The sequence below is a fragment of the Paenibacillus sp. FSL F4-0243 genome (assembly GCF_037963295.1).
In the GTDB taxonomy this organism is placed as follows: Bacteria; Bacillota; Bacilli; order Paenibacillales; family Paenibacillaceae; genus Paenibacillus_AQ.
Map to the genome: position 1 here is coordinate 5,696,294 of NZ_CP150151.1, position 19,124 is coordinate 5,715,417.

The 19,124-nt window shown below is 43.3% G+C and carries 15 protein-coding genes and 1 pseudogene; 2 read left to right on the plus strand and 14 right to left on the minus strand.

All coding sequences use genetic code 11. The annotated features are described in order from the left end of the window. Positions 1–2: 2 nt before the first annotated feature. Positions 3–644 carry an SGNH/GDSL hydrolase family protein gene (locus NSS87_RS25325; RefSeq protein WP_042191378.1) on the minus strand — a complete coding sequence of 214 codons (642 nt, stop codon included), beginning with the start codon at positions 642–644 and terminating at the stop codon, positions 3–5. Between the two features lie 4 nt (positions 645–648). Further along, complete coding sequence (locus tag NSS87_RS25330) at positions 649–1,560, minus strand: dihydrodipicolinate synthase family protein (RefSeq protein WP_042191380.1); 912 nt, start codon at positions 1,558–1,560, stop codon at positions 649–651. Positions 1,561–2,083: 523 nt separating this feature from the next. On the opposite strand from NSS87_RS25330, the gene NSS87_RS25335 reads away from it, so the two are divergent. Continuing rightward, positions 2,084–2,269 carry a hypothetical protein gene (locus tag NSS87_RS25335; protein WP_042130754.1) on the plus strand — a complete coding sequence of 62 codons (186 nt, stop codon included), beginning with the start codon at positions 2,084–2,086 and terminating at the stop codon, positions 2,267–2,269. Between the two features lie 227 nt (positions 2,270–2,496). Here the strand turns inward: NSS87_RS25335 and NSS87_RS25340 are convergent, their stop codons facing one another. From NSS87_RS25340 to NSS87_RS25375, 8 genes are all read right to left on the minus strand, one after another. Beyond that, positions 2,497–3,771 (minus strand): Gfo/Idh/MocA family oxidoreductase, encoded by a 1,275-nt coding sequence (locus tag NSS87_RS25340; RefSeq protein WP_076286026.1) that lies wholly within the window; start codon positions 3,769–3,771, stop codon positions 2,497–2,499. A 92-nt stretch (positions 3,772–3,863) separates the two neighbouring features. Continuing rightward, positions 3,864–5,546: a response regulator gene (locus NSS87_RS25345; RefSeq protein ID WP_339243363.1), complete on the minus strand. Its 1,683-nt coding sequence runs from the start codon at positions 5,544–5,546 to the stop codon at positions 3,864–3,866. A gap of 13 nt (positions 5,547–5,559) precedes the next feature. Further along, entirely contained in the window at positions 5,560–7,293 is a 1,734-nt protein-coding gene (locus NSS87_RS25350) for a histidine kinase (RefSeq protein WP_076286024.1), read from the minus strand. Positions 7,294–7,338: 45 nt separating this feature from the next. Then, positions 7,339–8,223 (minus strand): carbohydrate ABC transporter permease, encoded by an 885-nt coding sequence (locus tag NSS87_RS25355; protein WP_042191389.1) that lies wholly within the window; start codon positions 8,221–8,223, stop codon positions 7,339–7,341. A gap of 34 nt (positions 8,224–8,257) precedes the next feature. Next, on the minus strand, positions 8,258–9,163 hold the full coding sequence (locus NSS87_RS25360) for an ABC transporter permease subunit (RefSeq protein WP_042191391.1): 906 nt from the start codon (positions 9,161–9,163) through the stop codon (positions 8,258–8,260). Between the two features lie 89 nt (positions 9,164–9,252). After that, a complete protein-coding gene (locus NSS87_RS25365; protein ID WP_339243364.1) occupies positions 9,253–10,917 on the minus strand; it encodes an extracellular solute-binding protein in 1,665 nt (554 codons plus the stop codon). A gap of 294 nt (positions 10,918–11,211) precedes the next feature. Continuing rightward, positions 11,212–12,141: a phosphotransferase gene (locus NSS87_RS25370; protein WP_339248669.1), complete on the minus strand. Its 930-nt coding sequence runs from the start codon at positions 12,139–12,141 to the stop codon at positions 11,212–11,214. 244 nt (positions 12,142–12,385) lie between these two features. Then, positions 12,386–12,934, minus strand: a complete 549-nt coding sequence (locus tag NSS87_RS25375) for a pyridoxamine 5'-phosphate oxidase family protein (protein WP_339243365.1) — start codon at positions 12,932–12,934, stop codon at positions 12,386–12,388. 172 nt (positions 12,935–13,106) lie between these two features. On the opposite strand from NSS87_RS25375, the gene NSS87_RS25380 reads away from it, so the two are divergent. Further along, on the plus strand, positions 13,107–14,537 hold the full coding sequence (locus NSS87_RS25380; RefSeq protein ID WP_339243367.1) for a PLP-dependent aminotransferase family protein: 1,431 nt from the start codon (positions 13,107–13,109) through the stop codon (positions 14,535–14,537). A 188-nt stretch (positions 14,538–14,725) separates the two neighbouring features. Here NSS87_RS25380 and NSS87_RS25385 read toward each other — a convergent pair whose 3' ends face one another. From NSS87_RS25385 to NSS87_RS25400, 4 genes and pseudogenes are all read right to left on the minus strand, one after another. Next, positions 14,726–15,190, minus strand: coding sequence for a hypothetical protein (locus NSS87_RS25385; protein ID WP_042191399.1), 465 nt, complete (start codon positions 15,188–15,190; stop codon positions 14,726–14,728). A 306-nt stretch (positions 15,191–15,496) separates the two neighbouring features. Continuing rightward, positions 15,497–15,805: an immunity 51 family protein gene (locus tag NSS87_RS25390; RefSeq protein ID WP_256721739.1), complete on the minus strand. Its 309-nt coding sequence runs from the start codon at positions 15,803–15,805 to the stop codon at positions 15,497–15,499. 42 nt (positions 15,806–15,847) lie between these two features. Next, a pseudogene (locus NSS87_RS25395) lies at positions 15,848–17,209 on the minus strand (SMI1/KNR4 family protein); the annotation flags it as partial. Between the two features lie 448 nt (positions 17,210–17,657). Further along, positions 17,658–19,058: a hypothetical protein gene (locus NSS87_RS25400; RefSeq protein WP_339243368.1), complete on the minus strand. Its 1,401-nt coding sequence runs from the start codon at positions 19,056–19,058 to the stop codon at positions 17,658–17,660. Positions 19,059–19,124: the final 66 nt, after the last annotated feature.

A 19,124-nucleotide genomic window follows, 5' to 3' on the forward strand; every position in this document is an offset into this window, starting at 1 on the left:
CCCTATTCTAGTATCCGTTTGACATGATATTTCACTAAATCAGCCATGTTCCGATGTCCTTGTATATCAAGATGCATGTAATCTATTTCATTCATCGATACATATTCTCTGGAATCAATAAAGTGGATATCTGTCCCCGAAAGCAAAGCTGCAAGATGCTGAGAGAGCTCCAAAGATTTCTCGCTACAATTACTTCCCATTGGCTTACCAATAGGAGTATTCAAATACTCTGCCCCAATGGGAGGAGGAGCGATCACAAGCACTTCTGGAGCTTTTCCGGCTGGACCTGCCCCGCTCCCTCTAGCTTTATGAGCGAGTCTAACAATACCTTGCGCGATGTTATAAGAAGTTAGTGCAAATCTTTCTTTCGTATCATTCGTCCCAAGCATGATCACTACCAAATCAAGTGGTGCATGTGACATGAGGCATGGATAGAGATAAGCTATTCCGGCTAACCCTTCAAATAGCGGATCGTCACTAACACTGGTTCTACCAGGAAGCCCTTCCTCTATGACCCGGTAAGTGTTGTACAGTTCTGATTGTAGAAGTCCGGTCCAACGTATTTCATCATTAAACCTTTGGTCCGTCTTTGCGTCGTAGCCCCAAGTATTGGAATCACCAAAGCATACGATGGTTCTCTTCATTGCATTAACCACAATATTTTTCTATCGCTTGATCAATCAATTTCATAATATCTGCGATTGGACCAGCATCTTCAGCGGCTACCCCTTCAAGCGGTGCTCTTACACTACCAATGTTTACGCCTCTTAATCTCAGAACCTCTTTAATTTCCGCATACATAGAACCCTTGAGGGAACAAAGCGCGATGATGATATCGTTGATCTCACTTTGAAGTTGTCCTGCTTCCTCAAACTTGCCGGCAAGTACAAATGTATTAGCTTGCAAGAACAGCTCCGGCATAACTGCATAAGTACCACCAATGCCAGCATCGGCTCCCATGATTCTTCCCGCAACATACTGTTCATCCGGTCCATTAAAGACCACTACATCTTTTCCACCCACTCTTTTGAAGCGTTCAATATCCATAGGTGGCATAGAAGAATTCTTAACGCCGATAACTTTTTTATTAGTAAGCAGTTTCTCGAATAAAGCTGGAGTTAGTGTATATCCCGTAGTCTGAGGAATGTTGTAGATAATGAACGGTAGAGGAGTTGCCTCCATAATATCGCTCCAGTATTTAGTTACTGCACTATCAGGTAATTTGAAATATATAGGTGGGATTGCGGATAGTGCATCATATCCTAAGCTCGCCGCATGTTTTGCTAATTCGATACTATCTCTAGTAGAAGGGGCTCCTACATGAGCAATCAGTGTCATTTTACCTTTCAGGTTACTAGCTACATAGCTAAGTACCGCTTTGCGTTCGTCCAGACTCTGGTAGATACATTCTCCAGAACTACCTCCCACATAAACACCTTGAACTCCTTTTTCAAATAAGTAATCACATAAGGCATGTGTCCGGGATTCGGAAATATTTCCTTGATCGTCATAGCAAGCATAGAAGGCAGGTATAATTCCGTGGAACTTGTTGAGTGTCATTGATAATCCCCCTTAAGATGTGAACGGTTTCTTTTCTACATATTCAAGATATCACTTAAATTTGGTTCTGTAAATTATTTTCTCTATTTTTTTAAAAATAAAATTTATTTCCACCAGAATAACAATCATACTAGAAAAATAGTTCCATTTAATTGAACGCCCATAAAATAAGACCTTATTTTCCAATTAAAAATAGAATATCGAACGATATATGCAGCTCTAGTTATGATCAGAGTAACACTATCTACGACTTTAAAGTCATCTACCGAATTGGTAATTATTAGAAATAATTTGCGATTCGCAAGGGCAATAGATTATCATTTTAAATCTAATAAAAGTGTCTCCTACAAGGAGACACTTTTCTCCATAGGAAGTACAAACCCTAATTAACACACAATGTTCACCTAAAAACTGTGTTTTTCACGTGGACACAGCTTTTAAAAACTAATTTCTATGATATAATGAAAGCGTAACCAGAACAATACAAAATATATTGTTTCTTCGCCAAAGGAGGCTGGAGGAAATGCTAGCAGGTCTTAAAGAACTTAAAAATTGGGTAACGGAAAATTGGAATCCAACGATGAATTCAGGTAATGAGGATTATCAAAAAATGGAATATTCTGTGCAACGCCACTTGCACACTCCTAGATCCCCAAAACCACTCACCTATGAAGAAGAAGCTCGTATCAAGACTGTTAAATTCCATTAATCTCACCACCTTTAGATACAGATTGACCCTATAATAGAATCTTGTCCTAAGGCCGCAGATCCGGAAATCATTCCAGTAGAGCGGTCTTTTATTATGCCTTGAGATTATGTAACGAAAAACCTTCCCCATATTGACTCAATTACTTGAATCAAATACATACCAAAAAACCTCCCTCTCCATGACGGCATCCCATCACTTCGAAAGAGGCTTCCTAGTATCATTTGATCTTATACAGACATTTGTCCTTTCTTCTGCAAGTCCGAAAGCTTGACCGCCTGACCTGCGTTCAATCTCGAATGTTCCGACGCGAATGCGATCAAATGACTCTGCAGGGATGCCGTCGCCGAGGTCAAACCTTGCGATGGATTGCTGTCGAATTGACGCACATTCCGCAGGAATGAGCTTACCATACGGTCATCGCCGCCTCCATGGCCATCGCCTTCCACATTGCAGCCAATCTCAACCTTCTCGCCCGATACATAGCGGTACAGCGTGAAAGATCCTTTGTCCATATCCCCGATGATCTCGCCTTGTGTTCCCATAATTTGAACCCGGCGCGTGCCGCTCTGTGTCAGCCCTGACATGATGAACGATGCATTCGCTCCGTTCTCGAACTCCATGTTGACTACCTGGTGATCCACGACATTATTATCGCAGCGATACACGCAGCGACCCCACGGTCCTTCCTTCAGCGCCTTCAAGATCCCCTCTTGCGACAAATCATTCGTCATATAGCGTGCCCAAGGGTGTTCCGGGGGCTGAATATATATTTTCATCGCCGAGAAGGCGCATTCCTTCTCAACCTCACAGCCGTTGATACAGCGATCCGCAGAGCCTTCCGGAGCGTTCTCCGCCCTGAAATGCAGTAATGATCCGTACGAGCTCACGCTTGTACACGGTTGATTCATAAGCCATGAGATGAGATCCAGATCATGGCATGATTTGGCCAGGATCATGGGACTAGTCTCCTCCGAATTGCGCCAATTCCCGCGGACATAACTGTGTGTCATATGCATGTAGCCCACATTTTCGGTTAATTGAATCGTACCTATCGTTCCGAGTTCACCGTCTTCGATGCATTTTTTGATCCCAGACCAGAACGGGGAATATCGCAGGACATGGGTTACGACGAGCAATCGCTTATACCGAAGCGAAGCTTGCTCCAATTCGATGCATTCTTCCATGGAAGGAGACATCGGCTTCTCTAACATGACATGATAGCCTAGCTCCATCGCTTTCATCGCTGGTATATAATGCATCCGATCGAGCGTAGCAATTATCATCACGTCCGCAATTTGACCCTGATCGAATACTTTCTCCCAAGAATCGTAGACATGTTCTGGGGCAATTCTATGAATCTCTGCAAATCGATTTCTACGTTCATCATCCGGCTCAGCTACGGCAACAATCTTTAATTCATTCGGGAACTTCTCCGCGTAGGGCCCATAAATATATCTTCCTCGACTGCCAGCGCCAAGTAATACAGCTGTTAATGTTCTCAAGACTACTCCTCCTCTTGCGCACCTAGTGTACTTCCATTGTAAGGTGGTAGGAACGGAGGCAAAAGAGATCGTTACTGACATTTCATATACATTTATTGACCTTGATTCTGTATATGAGTCCTTGCCATACGGAAATCTTGCGGAGTTGTTTCATTCTGCTTCTTGAAGAAGCGAATAAATGCAAGTGCTGAGTTGTACCCCAGGGCAGCAGCAATTTCATTCACTTTCATCGATGTGTTGAGCAGCATATCTTTGGCGATCAGGTTACGATAGTCGTTCACATATTTAGATAAACCCATTCCAGTGATTTGCTTATAAAGTCGGGACAAATACGATGGATTCAAGCTCACGTAATCGGCCAGCGCATTTAAGGAAATATCAGTGGAAATATGTTCTTCAATATATCGATGCACCTTATTCACGACCTCTGTCGGCAATTGCGTACCCCGCAGCGCATTCCATTCGAAGAAGCAATCCGCCATTTGCGAGAAGTATTGAATCAGCTCCGACCATGATGCGGAATCTCCATAGCGATATAACTTATCCAGATCCATCAGCGTATTGATGTAATCCCGAATTTCCCGATTCTTATGGATATAGAACAGAAAAATAGCTGAAAGCGAATGATACAGTTCGATCTTCCGCTCATTCGGCGACTCCTCATCATTCCAAATGGACGTTAGTTCGGCATACAGCTTGTTGAATTGCTCCCGATGATTATTCTCGAGACAAGACATCAGCAATTGAACACGGGCGTGATAGAAGGCATCGTGGTAGTTCCCACTCAGATCACCGTTCACTTCTCTTTGAATGTCTTTATCGGTCAATATGACCTCATTAAATAATCCATGTCCTTGTACCAGGCCGTATTTGATCGAGTGAAACCGATCAGATATGTTATCCCATGTCGTTGCTTCACTTCCAAGAAGGAAAGAAACCGATAAACTCAGCAATCTCTTGCAATTTCCCTGCACAGTCTCCAGAATTCCGCTCGTATACCGATGAGCTCTGATCCAATCCTGATCCCCATATTCGATAGACGATCCATCCGGGATTTTCGGTTGAATCATCCAGACGATTTTGGATAACTCGAATACAACGGAATAGCATCTGACCTGCGTGGACAAATACTCATCGCAAATGTTCTGTACGGCGTAAGTCAATAACGCTTTATCCGGCGTCGTGAACATTTCTTTCCATGCGTCTACCCTGCCTATGAGCAAGTAAACCGGCAATGTCGCATCAAGCCGGATATCGATTTCTTTGAACGCCTGCTTTAATTGGCTATCCGATACATGCTTGCCTTGAAAGAGCTCCCACACATACTCTTTTTGCAGGGAGGGCAATGCCAGTCTCATTTTGGATTGCGCTCTAGCGATCATCTGTTCTTGGTTATTTTCTTCTTCAATTTTCTCAATCGCCCGTTCTACGGACTGAATAATTTTCTCATCACTTTCGACCTTCAGAATATAATCGAACCCACCGTACGTAATTGCGCTCTTAGCATAATGAAAATCATTGTATCCTGTTAAGAAAATAACTTTGCAGGCCGGCCACTGGGATTTGATTTCCCGAAGCAGCTCAATCCCTTCCAGTCCAGGCATCTTAATGTCGGAAATCACGATATCAATACGATGATGAGACAGTACCTCCAGTGCTTCTTCACCTGAATATGCCTTCATAACCTCGAGTTGTAAATGATCGGTCTCATTGAATAGCTCCAGAAGACCATCGACAATAATGGGAAGGTCATCGACGATTAGCAGTCGGTACATGCTGATTCCTCCTCTAGTTCGCGCTTAGATTGATTCTTACTTGAAGTCCACCAAGAGCAGAACGTGACACTGTAATGCCATATTCCTCACCGTACCGCAGCTGTATTCTGCGATGCACATTTATGATTCCGGTTGTTTCCTCCATCCGAGTGGTGGATTGACGCAGTCGCTTCTGAAGCTGTTCGATCTCCGCATCGGAAATGCTTCGGCCATTATCTTCGACATAGATGGAGAATACATCACCCACCCGCTCACAATGAACCCATAGCTCACCCTGCTGAATCATATTGCCCAAGGCATGCTTATAAGCATTTTCGATGATCGGCTGCAGAATCAGCCTCGGCACGAAGAGATCGGGAACATCACCTTCGAACTTGACTTGAATACGGTCTCCGTAACATATGGTTTGCATATCTACATACGTGCGAGAATGATTGACCTCCAGCCCCAGCGGAATATCATCCTCGTCATCACGAGTAATGAACTGAAAATATTGTCCGATGTACAGGCAGAATTGATAAGCCTTTTCCTTCTGATTCTCGGATTTAATTAACCGGCACAATACAAAAAAACAGTTATATAAAAAATGAGGATTAATTTGCGACTGCAATCGTTTCAGTTCGGAACGCTGGTTCCTGATTTGCTGCTCGTAATTTTCCTCGATTAGTGTTTTCAAGGATCGGATCGTATTATTAAAAGCTTGGTACAAATACCCGAACTCATCGGCTCCACGATCGATCACAATCGGTTCCAGCCTATTCTGCTGAACGCGCCGAAAGGAATGCACAAGTTTCATTAATGGCCGATAGATAAATCGTAATAGAAAGTAGGAGAAGAAAACGACAATACCCACAGCTAGCGCGCAAGCCCACCAGAACAATGTTCGATAGATCTCAAGAGAACCCAAAATCGTCTCTTCGGGAATGCACATAATCGAATAGGAATTCCAGAGACTGGAGTATTTATATACCGTAAGAAACCGCTTACCATTATACATAATCGTTTCGTATCCTTCGTCTTTTTGCAATTCCCGCTTATCCGCAGCGAAGGATTTCATTTGTTCCAGCAGTTCCGGATCCATGTCACTCTCGATCTCCCAACCACGTTCCAGATTGAGCAATACGCTCTGTCCACCACGCGAGCTGCCGATTTGAGATAACGTTTCTCTGATTTTGATAGTCGATAATTCAACCGCTACGATATAAATCGGATTTTTAACGGTATTAATGGGGTATTGCATGGAAATAAATAATCGATCGTTCCAGTAAATGAAAGGTTCTTCGTATAATCTCTTGTTTTGCTGCATAGAAGCATATTCCTGCTTATTCATCGAAGTTTCAAATTTATTGCTAAGAATCGTTCGGTCGATAAGAGGGATATACGCCCTTGCTTCTTGAATAAATGGACTTGAGTTCTTCATCAATTCAAGCCGTCTTTGGATATCTAATATTTTTTGCGCACGATCGTAATAACTCATGTAATTGCCTGTAGTTGCAATTTCCATCAAGTCTTTGTCCATCACATAGTTCGGCAAATAACGGCTGATCCGGTCTGCTTCCTTGTCGAGTGAATCCAGATAGAAGCGAGTCGTATTTAGAATAGACTCGGAAATTTCACTCCGAATATTGTCCGAACCCTTCTCATTAATCAACCAGGTAATCGCCATGAGCGGAAACAAGGCTGCCAGAAAGGCAGCCATTATTTTCTGGAATATAGAGGAATCTTTAATCAAGAATCGGATTTTCATCGTTTGTTCTCCTGCAATGCAATGTCATAGTTTGAGTGCCCTATTTTATTCTTTGACACTCCCCATCACAATTCCTTTAATGAAGAACCGCTGCAAGAACGGATACACGATAAGAATCGGAAATGCTGCTACGAATATTTGAGCTGCCCTGCTCGTACGATCGGACAATTTGATCATTAATTCTGCCCTCTCAGGTTTAATAAAGCGGAAATCCATTTTGATAATGATCGTCTGCAGGAAGGTCTGCAGCGGATAATTCTCGGGATGATTCATGTAAATCATACCATCAAACCAGCTATTCCAATGCCCCACCATAGTGAAAAGACCTGTCGTTGCCAATGCCGGCAACGATAGCGGCACATATATTTTCCATAAGGTAGTAAATTGACCCGCCCCATCGAGCAGCGAAGATTCCTCAAGTTCTTTGGGCAGACTGCGGTAGAAATTCAGCAGCAGAATAACGTTGAACACCGTGACCGCTCCCGGCAGCACCAAAGCCCAGATTGTATCGAGCATCCCAAGGTTCTTCACGGTTAAATAGTTTGGAATAAGCCCGCCACTGAATAAAATCGTGAATACGAAAAACCATGAATAGAAGGTCCGCAGCCGAAATTGGCGAGAATCTTTGGATAATGGATAGGCCGTGATAATCGTCAGGAACATGCTGATTGTCGTTCCCATAAGGACCCGCTGAATCGATACCCAGAATGCGCGTAAATATTCAGGTTTTCCAAATACGTTAGCATAAGCAGCCGTTGTGAATTCAACAGGCCACAGGATGACTTTTCCGGCGGATGCTGCCTGCCCGGAGCTGAACGAGAGCGCCAAAATATGAATAATAGGCATGAGGCATAACAAAGATACGGATGCCAGAAAAATAAAATTACATATCAAAAACAATTTTCTTCCGAATGATCTGTTAGTACGCACGATGTGTCTCCCTTCTGAATTACCGCCGATTGCATTAGAAAATGCGGTAATTCGCTACACGATAGGCTAAGATATAGGACATAGATACGAATATGAAAGAGATGACGGATTTCAGCAGTCCTACGGCCGTAGCGAAACCGAACTGTGCTTGCTCAATCCCCATACGATATACGAAGGTATCGATAATATCCGCGCTTTCATAGACCGGAGGACTATATAGGTTGAAGATTTGATCAAATCCGGCATTCAGTACATTCCCGATACTAAGCGTAAACATGAGAACGATAATAGGAAGCATCCCCGGCAGCGTCACATGTAACGTCTGCTTAAAGCGTCCTGCGCCGTCGATCTCCGCTGCCTCGTACAGTGACGGATTAATACTGGTAAGCGCAGCCAGATAGACAATCGTACCAAATCCGAACTCTTTCCATACATCCGATATGACCATGACATAAGGGAACCATTTGTTGTCACCCAGGAAAAAAACAGGGTCTATACCAAACAAGCCAAGCACTTGATTGAGAATACCGGAAGATGGAGACAATACATCGATTAGAATACCGCTTAACAAGACCCATGATAGAAAATGCGGCAAGTACACGAGCGTCTGGAAGGTCCGTTTGACCCATTCTTTCCGCAGCTCATTCAGAAGTATCGCTATGGTGACCGGAACGATCATACCTGCTACAATTTTCATCACCGCAATGTATACTGTATTGAAGAATATCCGGCCGATATCGGGGTAATCCATCAGTAACTGAAGGTTTTTAAGACCAATAAATGGTGAGCCGAACAGCCCTTTATTCGGTACGTATTTCTGAAAGGCCATCATAATGCCGGCCATCGGGATATAACTGAAGATGAGGACCAATACGATCCCAGGAACCAACATCAAGTGAAGCGGCCACTCCCTCTTCCACATACGCGTTAATACATTCATGCCATCCACCTCGCTATAGGACTAAAAATGAAGAACTAGGTTAAAGAAAAGAGAGGTCGTTTGTGTCCAACCCCTCGATTCTCCTGCTATCATTGTTTGTGAGTCGCGTACCATTCATTGACTTCTTTGGTCATTTCGTCGCCGCCAAGCTTTTTCCACTCTTCCACGAATTTATCGAATTCATCCACGGATACTTGATTCATCATAATCTTGAAGTATACTTCATCCCGCTTCTTCTTCAGGATTTCTTGTCTATCTGCCATGGTTGGAGTCGGTGCGCCGTAGAATTTGTTTTGTAGGTACTGTTTATTGTTCTGAATTTCAGGAATAAGTGAATATGCACCTTTTGGACCTGAGATCAGATATTCCCACCACATGTTGATATCGGTACCGTCAACATACTTCATGGCACGCTCGTAACGAGTTTTTTGATCTTTCGTCTCCAAAATGCTCTCGTCTTTGTTCTCGATCGCTTTTGGCAATATTTCACCGTTATTATCCTTTTGTTTACCAACACGAAGCGGGCTTAGAAGCCAGTAGTTGTTGCCTTTCTCCTTCAGGTCTTTACCATACTCATACACTTTCTGTTCTGGCGTCGGATGATTATCCACGACAATCCAATGGTTCAGCAATTTAATAACGCCTTCCGGATGCTTCGCTTGCTTGGAGATAACATAATATTCGTCAACACCCAAACCTATCTGCGATAGTGCAGGTTCGCTATCCACCGATGGAATCGGGAATACGCCCCACTCTTGTACGACTTTACCATCCTTTACTGCGCCTTTAGCGAGCTGAGCCGGTACCCAAGACTGGCCGTATACGATACCTGCGTTGTTGTTATAGAGGAGCTCTGCTGCTTTCTCCACATCTTTAACGACGAACTCAGGATCAATTAATCCTTTCTTGAACATTTCCTGCAGCGCCTTAAGTGCGTCTTTCACTTGAGGCTGAATGTCACTGTTGACCAAATTGCCATTTCCGTCTTCCATCCAAAGATTTTCATAAGCATGGTAACTATTCAAGAATGCTATTAGTCCTGTAACAGCTGTGGACTGGTTGTTAAATGGATCTTTGCTAATTACAATTCCATACGGTTTCCCAGTGCCGCCTGGATCTTTTGTTTTGAACGCTTCGGCGATCGTCAAGAGATCCGCCATCGTCTTCGGTTCCGGCAGGTTCAATTTCTTCAGCCAGTCCGTGCGTACATAGAGGAACTGATACTGGTACGGATTATAAGAACTTGGAATCCCCATGAGTTTACCGTCGAAAGTGGCGGTCTTCAGTTGCATTCCGCCATCCATCGACAAGAATTTCTTCGTCTCATCCGTCGCATTCTTGTCATATACGTCCGTGATATCCATAATCATATCCGCTTCGGTCAGCTCTTTCAGCTGTGTAGCATTAACCTTCATGAAGTCCGGAAGATCATTGGAGGCGATGGACATCTTCACTTTTTCCTTGAATTGAACGTCATCGGCGGACACCCATTTATTCGTGAGCTTCACACCGATATCTTTCTCATACGCATCATAGACCGAGTTCTTCTCAAAGCTTTCGCCCTCATCGAATTTGAGATACTGATCGCTTGCCGAAACTGTTGAAACTTCAATCACTTCATTTTTTTGTTCCACAGGTGTCTCAGGCTGCTTCTCAGGCTGCTTCTCCCCTTCATTTGTGGCTTTGCCGCATGCCGTGATAGTTAAACTTAGGATCAATGCGACGATCAGAAGTATTCTACTTTTTTTCTTCATATTACCCCTCCACATTGTCTCAAAATAGGTCGTGCATCTACTTCATGCTGCTTCTCTTCCTAGTTCTAGTATAGGAAAGGAAAGGACCCCCATCTATATACTAGTCTTTACTTTCGTATACACCTCTTGACTACCGTCAGGCTTGTCCCTAGAACGCACAAGAGAGAGGGAGTCTCCCTAGGTTAGGTTGACTCCCCCTTCGTTGAAACGTTACCGTGTATTAACTCGAATATTCAGCTCCCCACGATATTTGACAAGAGATGACGCGCCGCTTCTTGCTTCATTTCCATTTCTTCATTTTTCGATAAACCTAAGCGCACGTTCTGATTGATATTCAGCTAGACCTTTTGCGAATTTTTGATCGGGAAATCCTCTATGCTGTAGCTTTAAACCCGCTGAAGTTAATGATATATGGTGATGCAATTGATAAAATAACAGCCTATCCGGATCAAGCTTATCGTTCTTAAGATACCGATAGAAATCTCCAAATCGCATCTCCAAAAAACTATGCTCATGCTCAATATCAAAGAACGCTGCTCCTTCGATATCGATCAGAAAGGGCTCCAGCTTATCATTAACCAATACATGGTCAGGACCCAGTTCCCCATGAATAAATCCATACTGCTTTCTAGGCTTAATTCTTGATTCAAGCTCATACAACTTATCGAGCAGTTTACTTTGATTAGACCCAATCTTCTCCATATGCTGAGAGGCGTAAGCTAGCTGTACTTTCGCATTTTCCATTTGTAATGAATGACATTGTTCTGTACTGATCTCGTTAGCATTGGCTTTCCCAAAAATCTGCCTTTCGGTGGTATGCATAGTAGTAAGCATATCCCCCAACTGCTGAAACACTTTATCTTGAACAGCTAATTCGGAATGTTGGAAAAAGGTTTCTGCCTTACGTCCATCTATATATTCAACAAGCGCATAATCAAATGGGTAACGGTCTCTTTCCTTATTCAGATCATAAAGTGCTGGGGTCTGAATTCCATGCTGTGTTAAATACTTATTGTTTAATTCAAACAAATCACTTCCATAGGACTGTTCATTTATATCTTCATTCGCTTTTTCTTCTTCAAAATAATTCATGGAAAGATCCCACACATACAAAACGCAGGAAAATCCATTACTGCACTCAATCTTGTAGACCACCTTTTGTGCGCCACCATGCATTCGTGAAACACGAGTAACTAAATAACTGGTGCCAAAAATCCGTCCAATATAATCCTGTAAGTCGGCCTGATCGAGATGATAGGTAACGTCCATTAACAACACTCCATTTATTAAGTTTTGCCGGCTTCACAATAGTAAATAAAATCCAGCCCAAAGTATAGACTTTTTCTTTCTGATCAATTATGATGTTGAATAAGGTCTTGAAAAAAATAAGCATACAAAAAGCCTTTGGATTTTATTCCAAAAGGCTTTTTTTTGATGAAATTTCTAACGAACCCAGCATATCTTGTGGTTAAACTTGACGTTTAGTATCCATGTCCTTTTTATACATTTTTTCCGCTTCAATAGGACTCTCTTTTGCCGTCATATGGCTTGGAATGACCCGATAAACTTGAACCGGACCGCCGAATACAGCTGACCTATACTTCTCCACATGCTGCTTGGACAAGGGGCGATTATAGTAACCTGGTACATACTTATTCATCATTTCCTGAAGTACATGAGTGGCTTCATCCAAATCTGTGATCGGTTCTGCTTGTCCGAATATCATTACGCTCATATAAGCTGTATCCGTTTTCGCAGGTACCGGATCCGTAATGGTTCCGTATTCCTCACATACCGTAAAACACACCTCTGAATTATCACTCATCACCTGATTACGTCTTCCGTCTCCAGCCCCGTGAAAATAGAGTTTCCCTTCTGTCCATACATAATTAAGTGGCACAACATAGGGGAGATTGCCATCAGCCAACCCAAGATAACCCAATCTCGCTTGCTGAAGGAACCCTTCAATCTTCTCTTGATCCAGGCATTCCCTGCTCTTGTAACGAACCGAATTCATATCGATATCTCTCCTTTAACTCTAACGTGCGGCAACGACCAAATTGCGAATACCAGCGTTGTTACGGTAGTATATCAATGTATGGATTGCATTAAAATATCCAAAAATCACCGTTTAGAGCAATCCATAATTAATATTATTATGATTGGGCTTCTATTTGGAGGTGTGTACGATGATGAAAGTAATTCGTAATGATAAGAGACCGATCTGGCAGCAATTGCTTGATCAAGCAATTCATAATATTACTAGCGGAGTCTGGGCGCCAGGAGAATTACTAATACCTACCCGCGAACTTGCTCACATCGTAGGTGTCTCACGCTCAACTATACAGATCGTCTATGAGGAATTGTTAAGTCGAGGTTATACAGTTACCTCTCGCCGAGGAGGAACGCGAGTTAGTAGATGGAAGCAATTCAATGTGTCAACGAAGGAAATAGAAACAGAGGGTCCCACACCTCCTTCACTCTCCTTGTTAGACTCAGCTGTTGATCATTTACATGACTGGTTCAGAGGTAAAGAACAGCTAGAAGTGGATATTGATTTCAGTCCTCATGAACCCTATTTGGATGAACAATTTCAAAAAAGCTGGCGGCAATCGCTGCTCCACGCATCTGCTGAAATGGATTTATCAAGCTGGGCTTACGGTAATTGCTACGGTTACACACCATTACGTGAGCAAATACAGCGTTATTTATCCCTTGAACGGGGCATACATATCCAAACTAATCAGATTCTGTTGACCTCAGGAGCTCAGCATAGTATCGACTTAATCGCACAGTCGCTTTTAGCTGATGGGGACACAGTTTCAGTAGAAGATCCAGGTTTCCCAGCTGCTTGGATGGCGATGAAATATCGACGAATGAATGTGGTACCTGTTCCCGTTGATGAGTATGGTCTAGTGGTAGAGCATATTCACCCTCAATCCAAACTGATCTTTGCCACCCCTTCTCACCAGTGCGCAGTAGGGGTCGTTATGTCGGAGCCCCGTCGGCAACAATTGCTACATAAAGCGGTTCAAGAACGGTTTTGGATCATTGAAGACGATTATGATAGTGAATTCCGGTATCGTGGGGAGCCGCTGCCAACGTTGTTTAGTCAGGCATCCAATAATACTTTGTATCTCATGAGTTTCTCTAAAATGATTGCTCCTGGCATTCGTATTTCGGCTATTATAGGTTCAGTCGAGGCAATTGCTCAACTAGCGAAGGTACAGGAGCTGACTTACCGTCATCTTCCGATTATGGATCAGCTAACACTAACCCATTTCATTAAAAATGGTCATTTTATGCGGCATATGAGAAGAGTCAGAAATGTATATCGAAGAAGACACGAAGTCATGACAAAAGCTATTATGGCTAGTGGTTTAGGGGAGCGTTTTAAACTCAGTGGAGTAGAAACAGGATTGCATATGTTACTTGAGGCTGAGGAATCATACGACGAAGAAACTGTGACAAATTTAGCCCTACAACATGGAATACGTGTTTACCCTCTTGGACCCTATTGTCTGGATAGCAAAAGAAAGGGATGGGTATTGGGGTTTGCAAAAGTAGATGAAGCATCAATTGAGCAGGGGATACATCGCCTTGCGGAGATAATTCTGTAAAATCATTTCCGCAGGATTAGATAAATTAAAAGAAAGTATGGACTTTAAATTACTTGGTCCGATGGTTACAGTTACCGTGAATCCCTTGGTTACGCCCTCATTTTAAGATACTTGGCTTATGCAGATAGCAAATAAATAAAGCCTCTATCCCGCCACTCGGAATAGAGGCTTGTATTATTCTTACTCCTTTAATACTCTCCTTTGATTACAAAATACGAGCCACGGATTGTACCGGCTAGTTTAGACTTTTGCCTAGCAAATTTAAACTTCTCTTCTAACTCCTTTGGTATCTCCATCCCCTCAGAAAGCTTAAAACCAACGGCTCGCTTCTTAGGATCATCAACCGTATACATGACATTAACCTCAAGTCCATCTTCATAAAAGACATAAGTGAATTTAATATTTTCCACTTGAAAACGCGATGTTTCTAAAGGTTTTGCCGCAAACTCAATATTACGTTCTTCTTTTAAAATTCGGCTCACATAATCAAGGTTTTCCTGGCTTTCGCTAGCTGGGACAACTGTAAATTCATGCTTGTACTTGTTCATAAAATAACGAGCTTCATTGGCACGTAAACCAGCAAGCGCTTCTGCTACGGGTGAAGACTCTACTCCGACCGTAGACACATTTTTAAAATCAACGATATACGTCATTTCCATCTCTCCTTTTCTCTCATTATTCCCTATCAATAGAATACAATAACTAAAATTTTAACTATATTATATCAAAAATAATCCACTTCACATGTTCAAATCTATGCCCGTAACTTTCTAAAAAAGAGCATCTGCTGCAAGGCGGCCAAGACTTATAGCCTTCATCCTTGCAGCAGATGCTGACGGTCAGCTAAAAACCGTATCATCCATATATTGGTACCAACGAAAACTAACCTTGAAACGGATTCCTACCTGATGCATTCTCTCAACCTTCTGCCGTGATCCAGCCCTTGAATACTATTGTGATCAATCGAGCTCCGCGCGGGAAAAAAGATCCCGGATCAACGTCTCATTTTCACAGGCCTGCTTCAACCGCACCGCGAACTGCTTAATAGCTTCGCTATTCTCCGAATAAGCACAGAACATATCCGCTTCCGGGTCAAAATGAATCGTATCTACCCATTCAGGCATATATTCGTTCACAAACACAGCCGCCAAAGAAGCCCAATCGTACCCGTTGCCTTCAAATCCTTCGTCTGCCCGGGCCTCGAACACTTCCGAACGGTAGCTACCCACATTTAGAATGACAGACATACCTCCACCTTGCTGATCCACGAGTATAAAAGGGGCAACGTCCTCTTCTGCGGATTCTGCTTCCAGCCGTGCAATGACCTCAGAGCGGGCTTGATCCGTGAAGCAAAGCACCCCGTTTTTCTGAACAATCAGCCCTTCCCGTATTCGCCCATCCAGCCAGTCGCTGATCCAGCCCGGAGCATACCCGCCTTGACCGAACTCGCCGCCAAAAGCGATCATTTCCTCATATACATCCAGATATTGTTGACGGCTCGTATTTGGATAAGAGCTTGTGTACAGCCAGAACTGCACATCGTACATCAGAGTAGAAAGCTCATCCGCATGAAAGGAAAAGTGTCCCTTCTCTTCTACGATTCGGGTACAGACTCTACGGATCTTCTGCTCAAGCTGATCTACCTCAGACACATGGCTGCACAGCTTCGCAAGCAAAGGCGAGAATTGGCCTACGGCTACTTTGCGCAAATCCTCCTCTTTATCTTCTTCAGAGGTGTCGTAGTCCTCATCACTCACCAGACCGCGTATAAACGTCTCGAAGTCTTGGGCCAAGAACGTAATCTCATAATTATCTTCCTGATCCACATGAATTACCTCAGGTTCGCCGTCCCTCCCGCAGTTCCGGTAATCCAGCATCACGACATCATGGCCTGCCGAAGGGCAGTCACAAATTACTACGCCGATGTCAGGATACCCCCACTCCTCAATCATGAACGGGCTGCCGAGATCGCCACAGAGTGAATAGCTTTTCTCGCGTCCGATGCCCATAATGCCCGTAATCGCAATATGATCCTCAGCCCATGAGGTCGCGTCCTCCGTCGGAAAACAAGTATTATAAGGAACTCCCCCATTGTGCTGCTTCATCAGACTGATATAAGAGGCAGGAAGCTTGTAACCCAGTTCTTCTTCTACAGAATCAATCAGCTCATCCGTAGGCGGGGCAGAAACATATTCTTTTAGCGCATAATCGCTATCTTTCCAAAATTCGGAGAGGTCCATCCCTTCAAAAGGAGTTGCAGTCGTCCCCGAATCATTATGTTGCTCTCTGATTGCCTGTCTGGCTGCGGCGTGTTGTTCTTTGCGTAGCTTGCGCTGGCTGAATTTCAGAAACATGGCCGTATTCTCATCATTCGGATCGAGGTCATGGGCAATACTCAGCACTCTCACTGCTTCCTCATATCGATTCAAATAGTAGTAGGAATATCCCACACGAAAATGCCACAGATAGTCATTCTGCCCTTGTTCCGCAATCATCGCGAAGTGTTCAAGGGCTTCTTCATAACGTCCCAAATTGTTATACGCTCTTGCCAGACTGCTGACTACCTCGTAATCTCTGTCCGCTGGAGGAATCTCCATCAGAGTGTCTACAATCTTCTGGTGTTCATCATCTTCATGCCACTGTGTCAGCTGCGCGGTTAGTTCTTTGTCCATGGTCTACCTCCCAAACGTATAATCAAGTTACTAGAATATAGAGAAATATGGTTTTCCCTATTCTACCAGATGGGATGTAGATATTAAAAATCGAAATAGGTCAGCTAAATGTAGCCATGACCCCGGCAGGAAACGGTAACTATACCTACCCTGTAAATAACCTGCAACACGGGGATACCATCGAGTACTCCTTTACCTATAATCCGGGGCTAGGGGCCGTCGATTCCCTGACCTTAACGTATATCCATGGGGGAACCCAAGGAATACCGGAGTAAAATGGATACACCCTAGGCAAAATACATGAACACAAACAGGCGAGGAGGAAGTGCTGGTGCTTCCCTCTCGCCTGTTTTGTTGTTTCAGCCATGCTGGTCTCCTCGGTGGAAGATCGGTTGCCATGCGTGATGCGTGACCTCCTTGACGACAAAGCTCACCTCTTAGAACGTCATCAAACCTTACTATTTACACCAGCCTCTATCTTCTGATCAATAAATTGCTTGAATCTTGTAAAATACTGCTCTGATGCCTCCCAGCGCCTAAGGTCCAAAAAAGACATGTCCTGCTTGCCATATTGATTGGGCGGCTGATAATGCCGGGAAACATAAGTTCCATGATCCACTGTATAAAAATAATACGCCTCATCTGGAGTCTTGATTTCAATCCGAGCATGCAGGTAGTCTCCGTCCTCGTCCGTATGCGCTTTACGGAAGCTGTAATATTTTGAGCCGTCCCAGAACCCGTCATCCTCCTCTTCTTCCGAATATAATTCCTGAATTACAGCGTGTTGCAAAATGTCTTGCACATATTGGACCTCAATGTTTCGTAAATAAAGCTCAGCCATATTAATACAGGTCAGCAACATAGTCCAGCAATCGCTAATCTCCGCTAGCTGTTCCTGAGACTCTTCTGTAATGTGCTTCCACTCAGACCCCTCATCTATAGTTCTCCTCAACAAACCGATGGAATGATCATGCTCCAGCCAAATATAATAGTGATGCCGGTTATCTTTCATATAAACGCTGAGATCCCGCTCATCCCCGTCTGCATCAATATGCTCCAGCTGAACTTTGAAAAATACGCCTTGCTCCTGAAAATTAAAAGAAGGTTTGTCATCCGTCATTAAAATACACTGAGTCAATTTCAATATATTTTCCTCATTGATCGTGTTATGGGTAAAATATAAATGAACAGGTTTCTTTCTCGTGAGGGGTTCACTTACTTTTTTCAATGCGGAACGCCCTTCTACAATAACATTCACCAGCGTGCAAAAGGAAAATTCCATGTCCTCCTCATCCATATCCAGAAAAACCTCATCAATCAACACCTCATGAATGTCCACCGGAAGCTCCTGAAATACGCCGTCTCCCTCCCATACATTTACTAAGCATGCAATAGATTTCTGCCCGTCTACTTTAATGCTGTACTCGTCATCCTGAACTAAAACCGCAGCGCTAAGATCACCTATAACAATTGTTTCCCCGTGATTGTAGGTGCCGCACAATATTTCCTCAACCATCAGATTGCCCGAAACATAGATTTCCTGACCGCCTACAGCTATATTTTTCGCATTCAAATTACCGGTTACCATAAGCCCTATGGCACCATCTGTTTCTTTATTATAGAGATTGTCTACAGTAAAATTTCCATCGATAAAAATGATGATAACCTCTTTTTGTTGCGGGAAAGCCTGCTCCCAATCCAGATTAAGAGAAGGCAGCGTCAAATCCCCTTCATAATAAGCGGCTAGCTGCTCGTCACTGAAATCCTGGTAAAACTTCGCCCACCAAGATCCTTCCGGAAATTTATCTGCTAGTTGACTAATAGGAATGAATCGGAAAAGATTACTCATACATTATTTTCCTTTCATTTTAAAATTTCCATTATTCTCTCATATGTAAAAATAAGGGTCAATCTC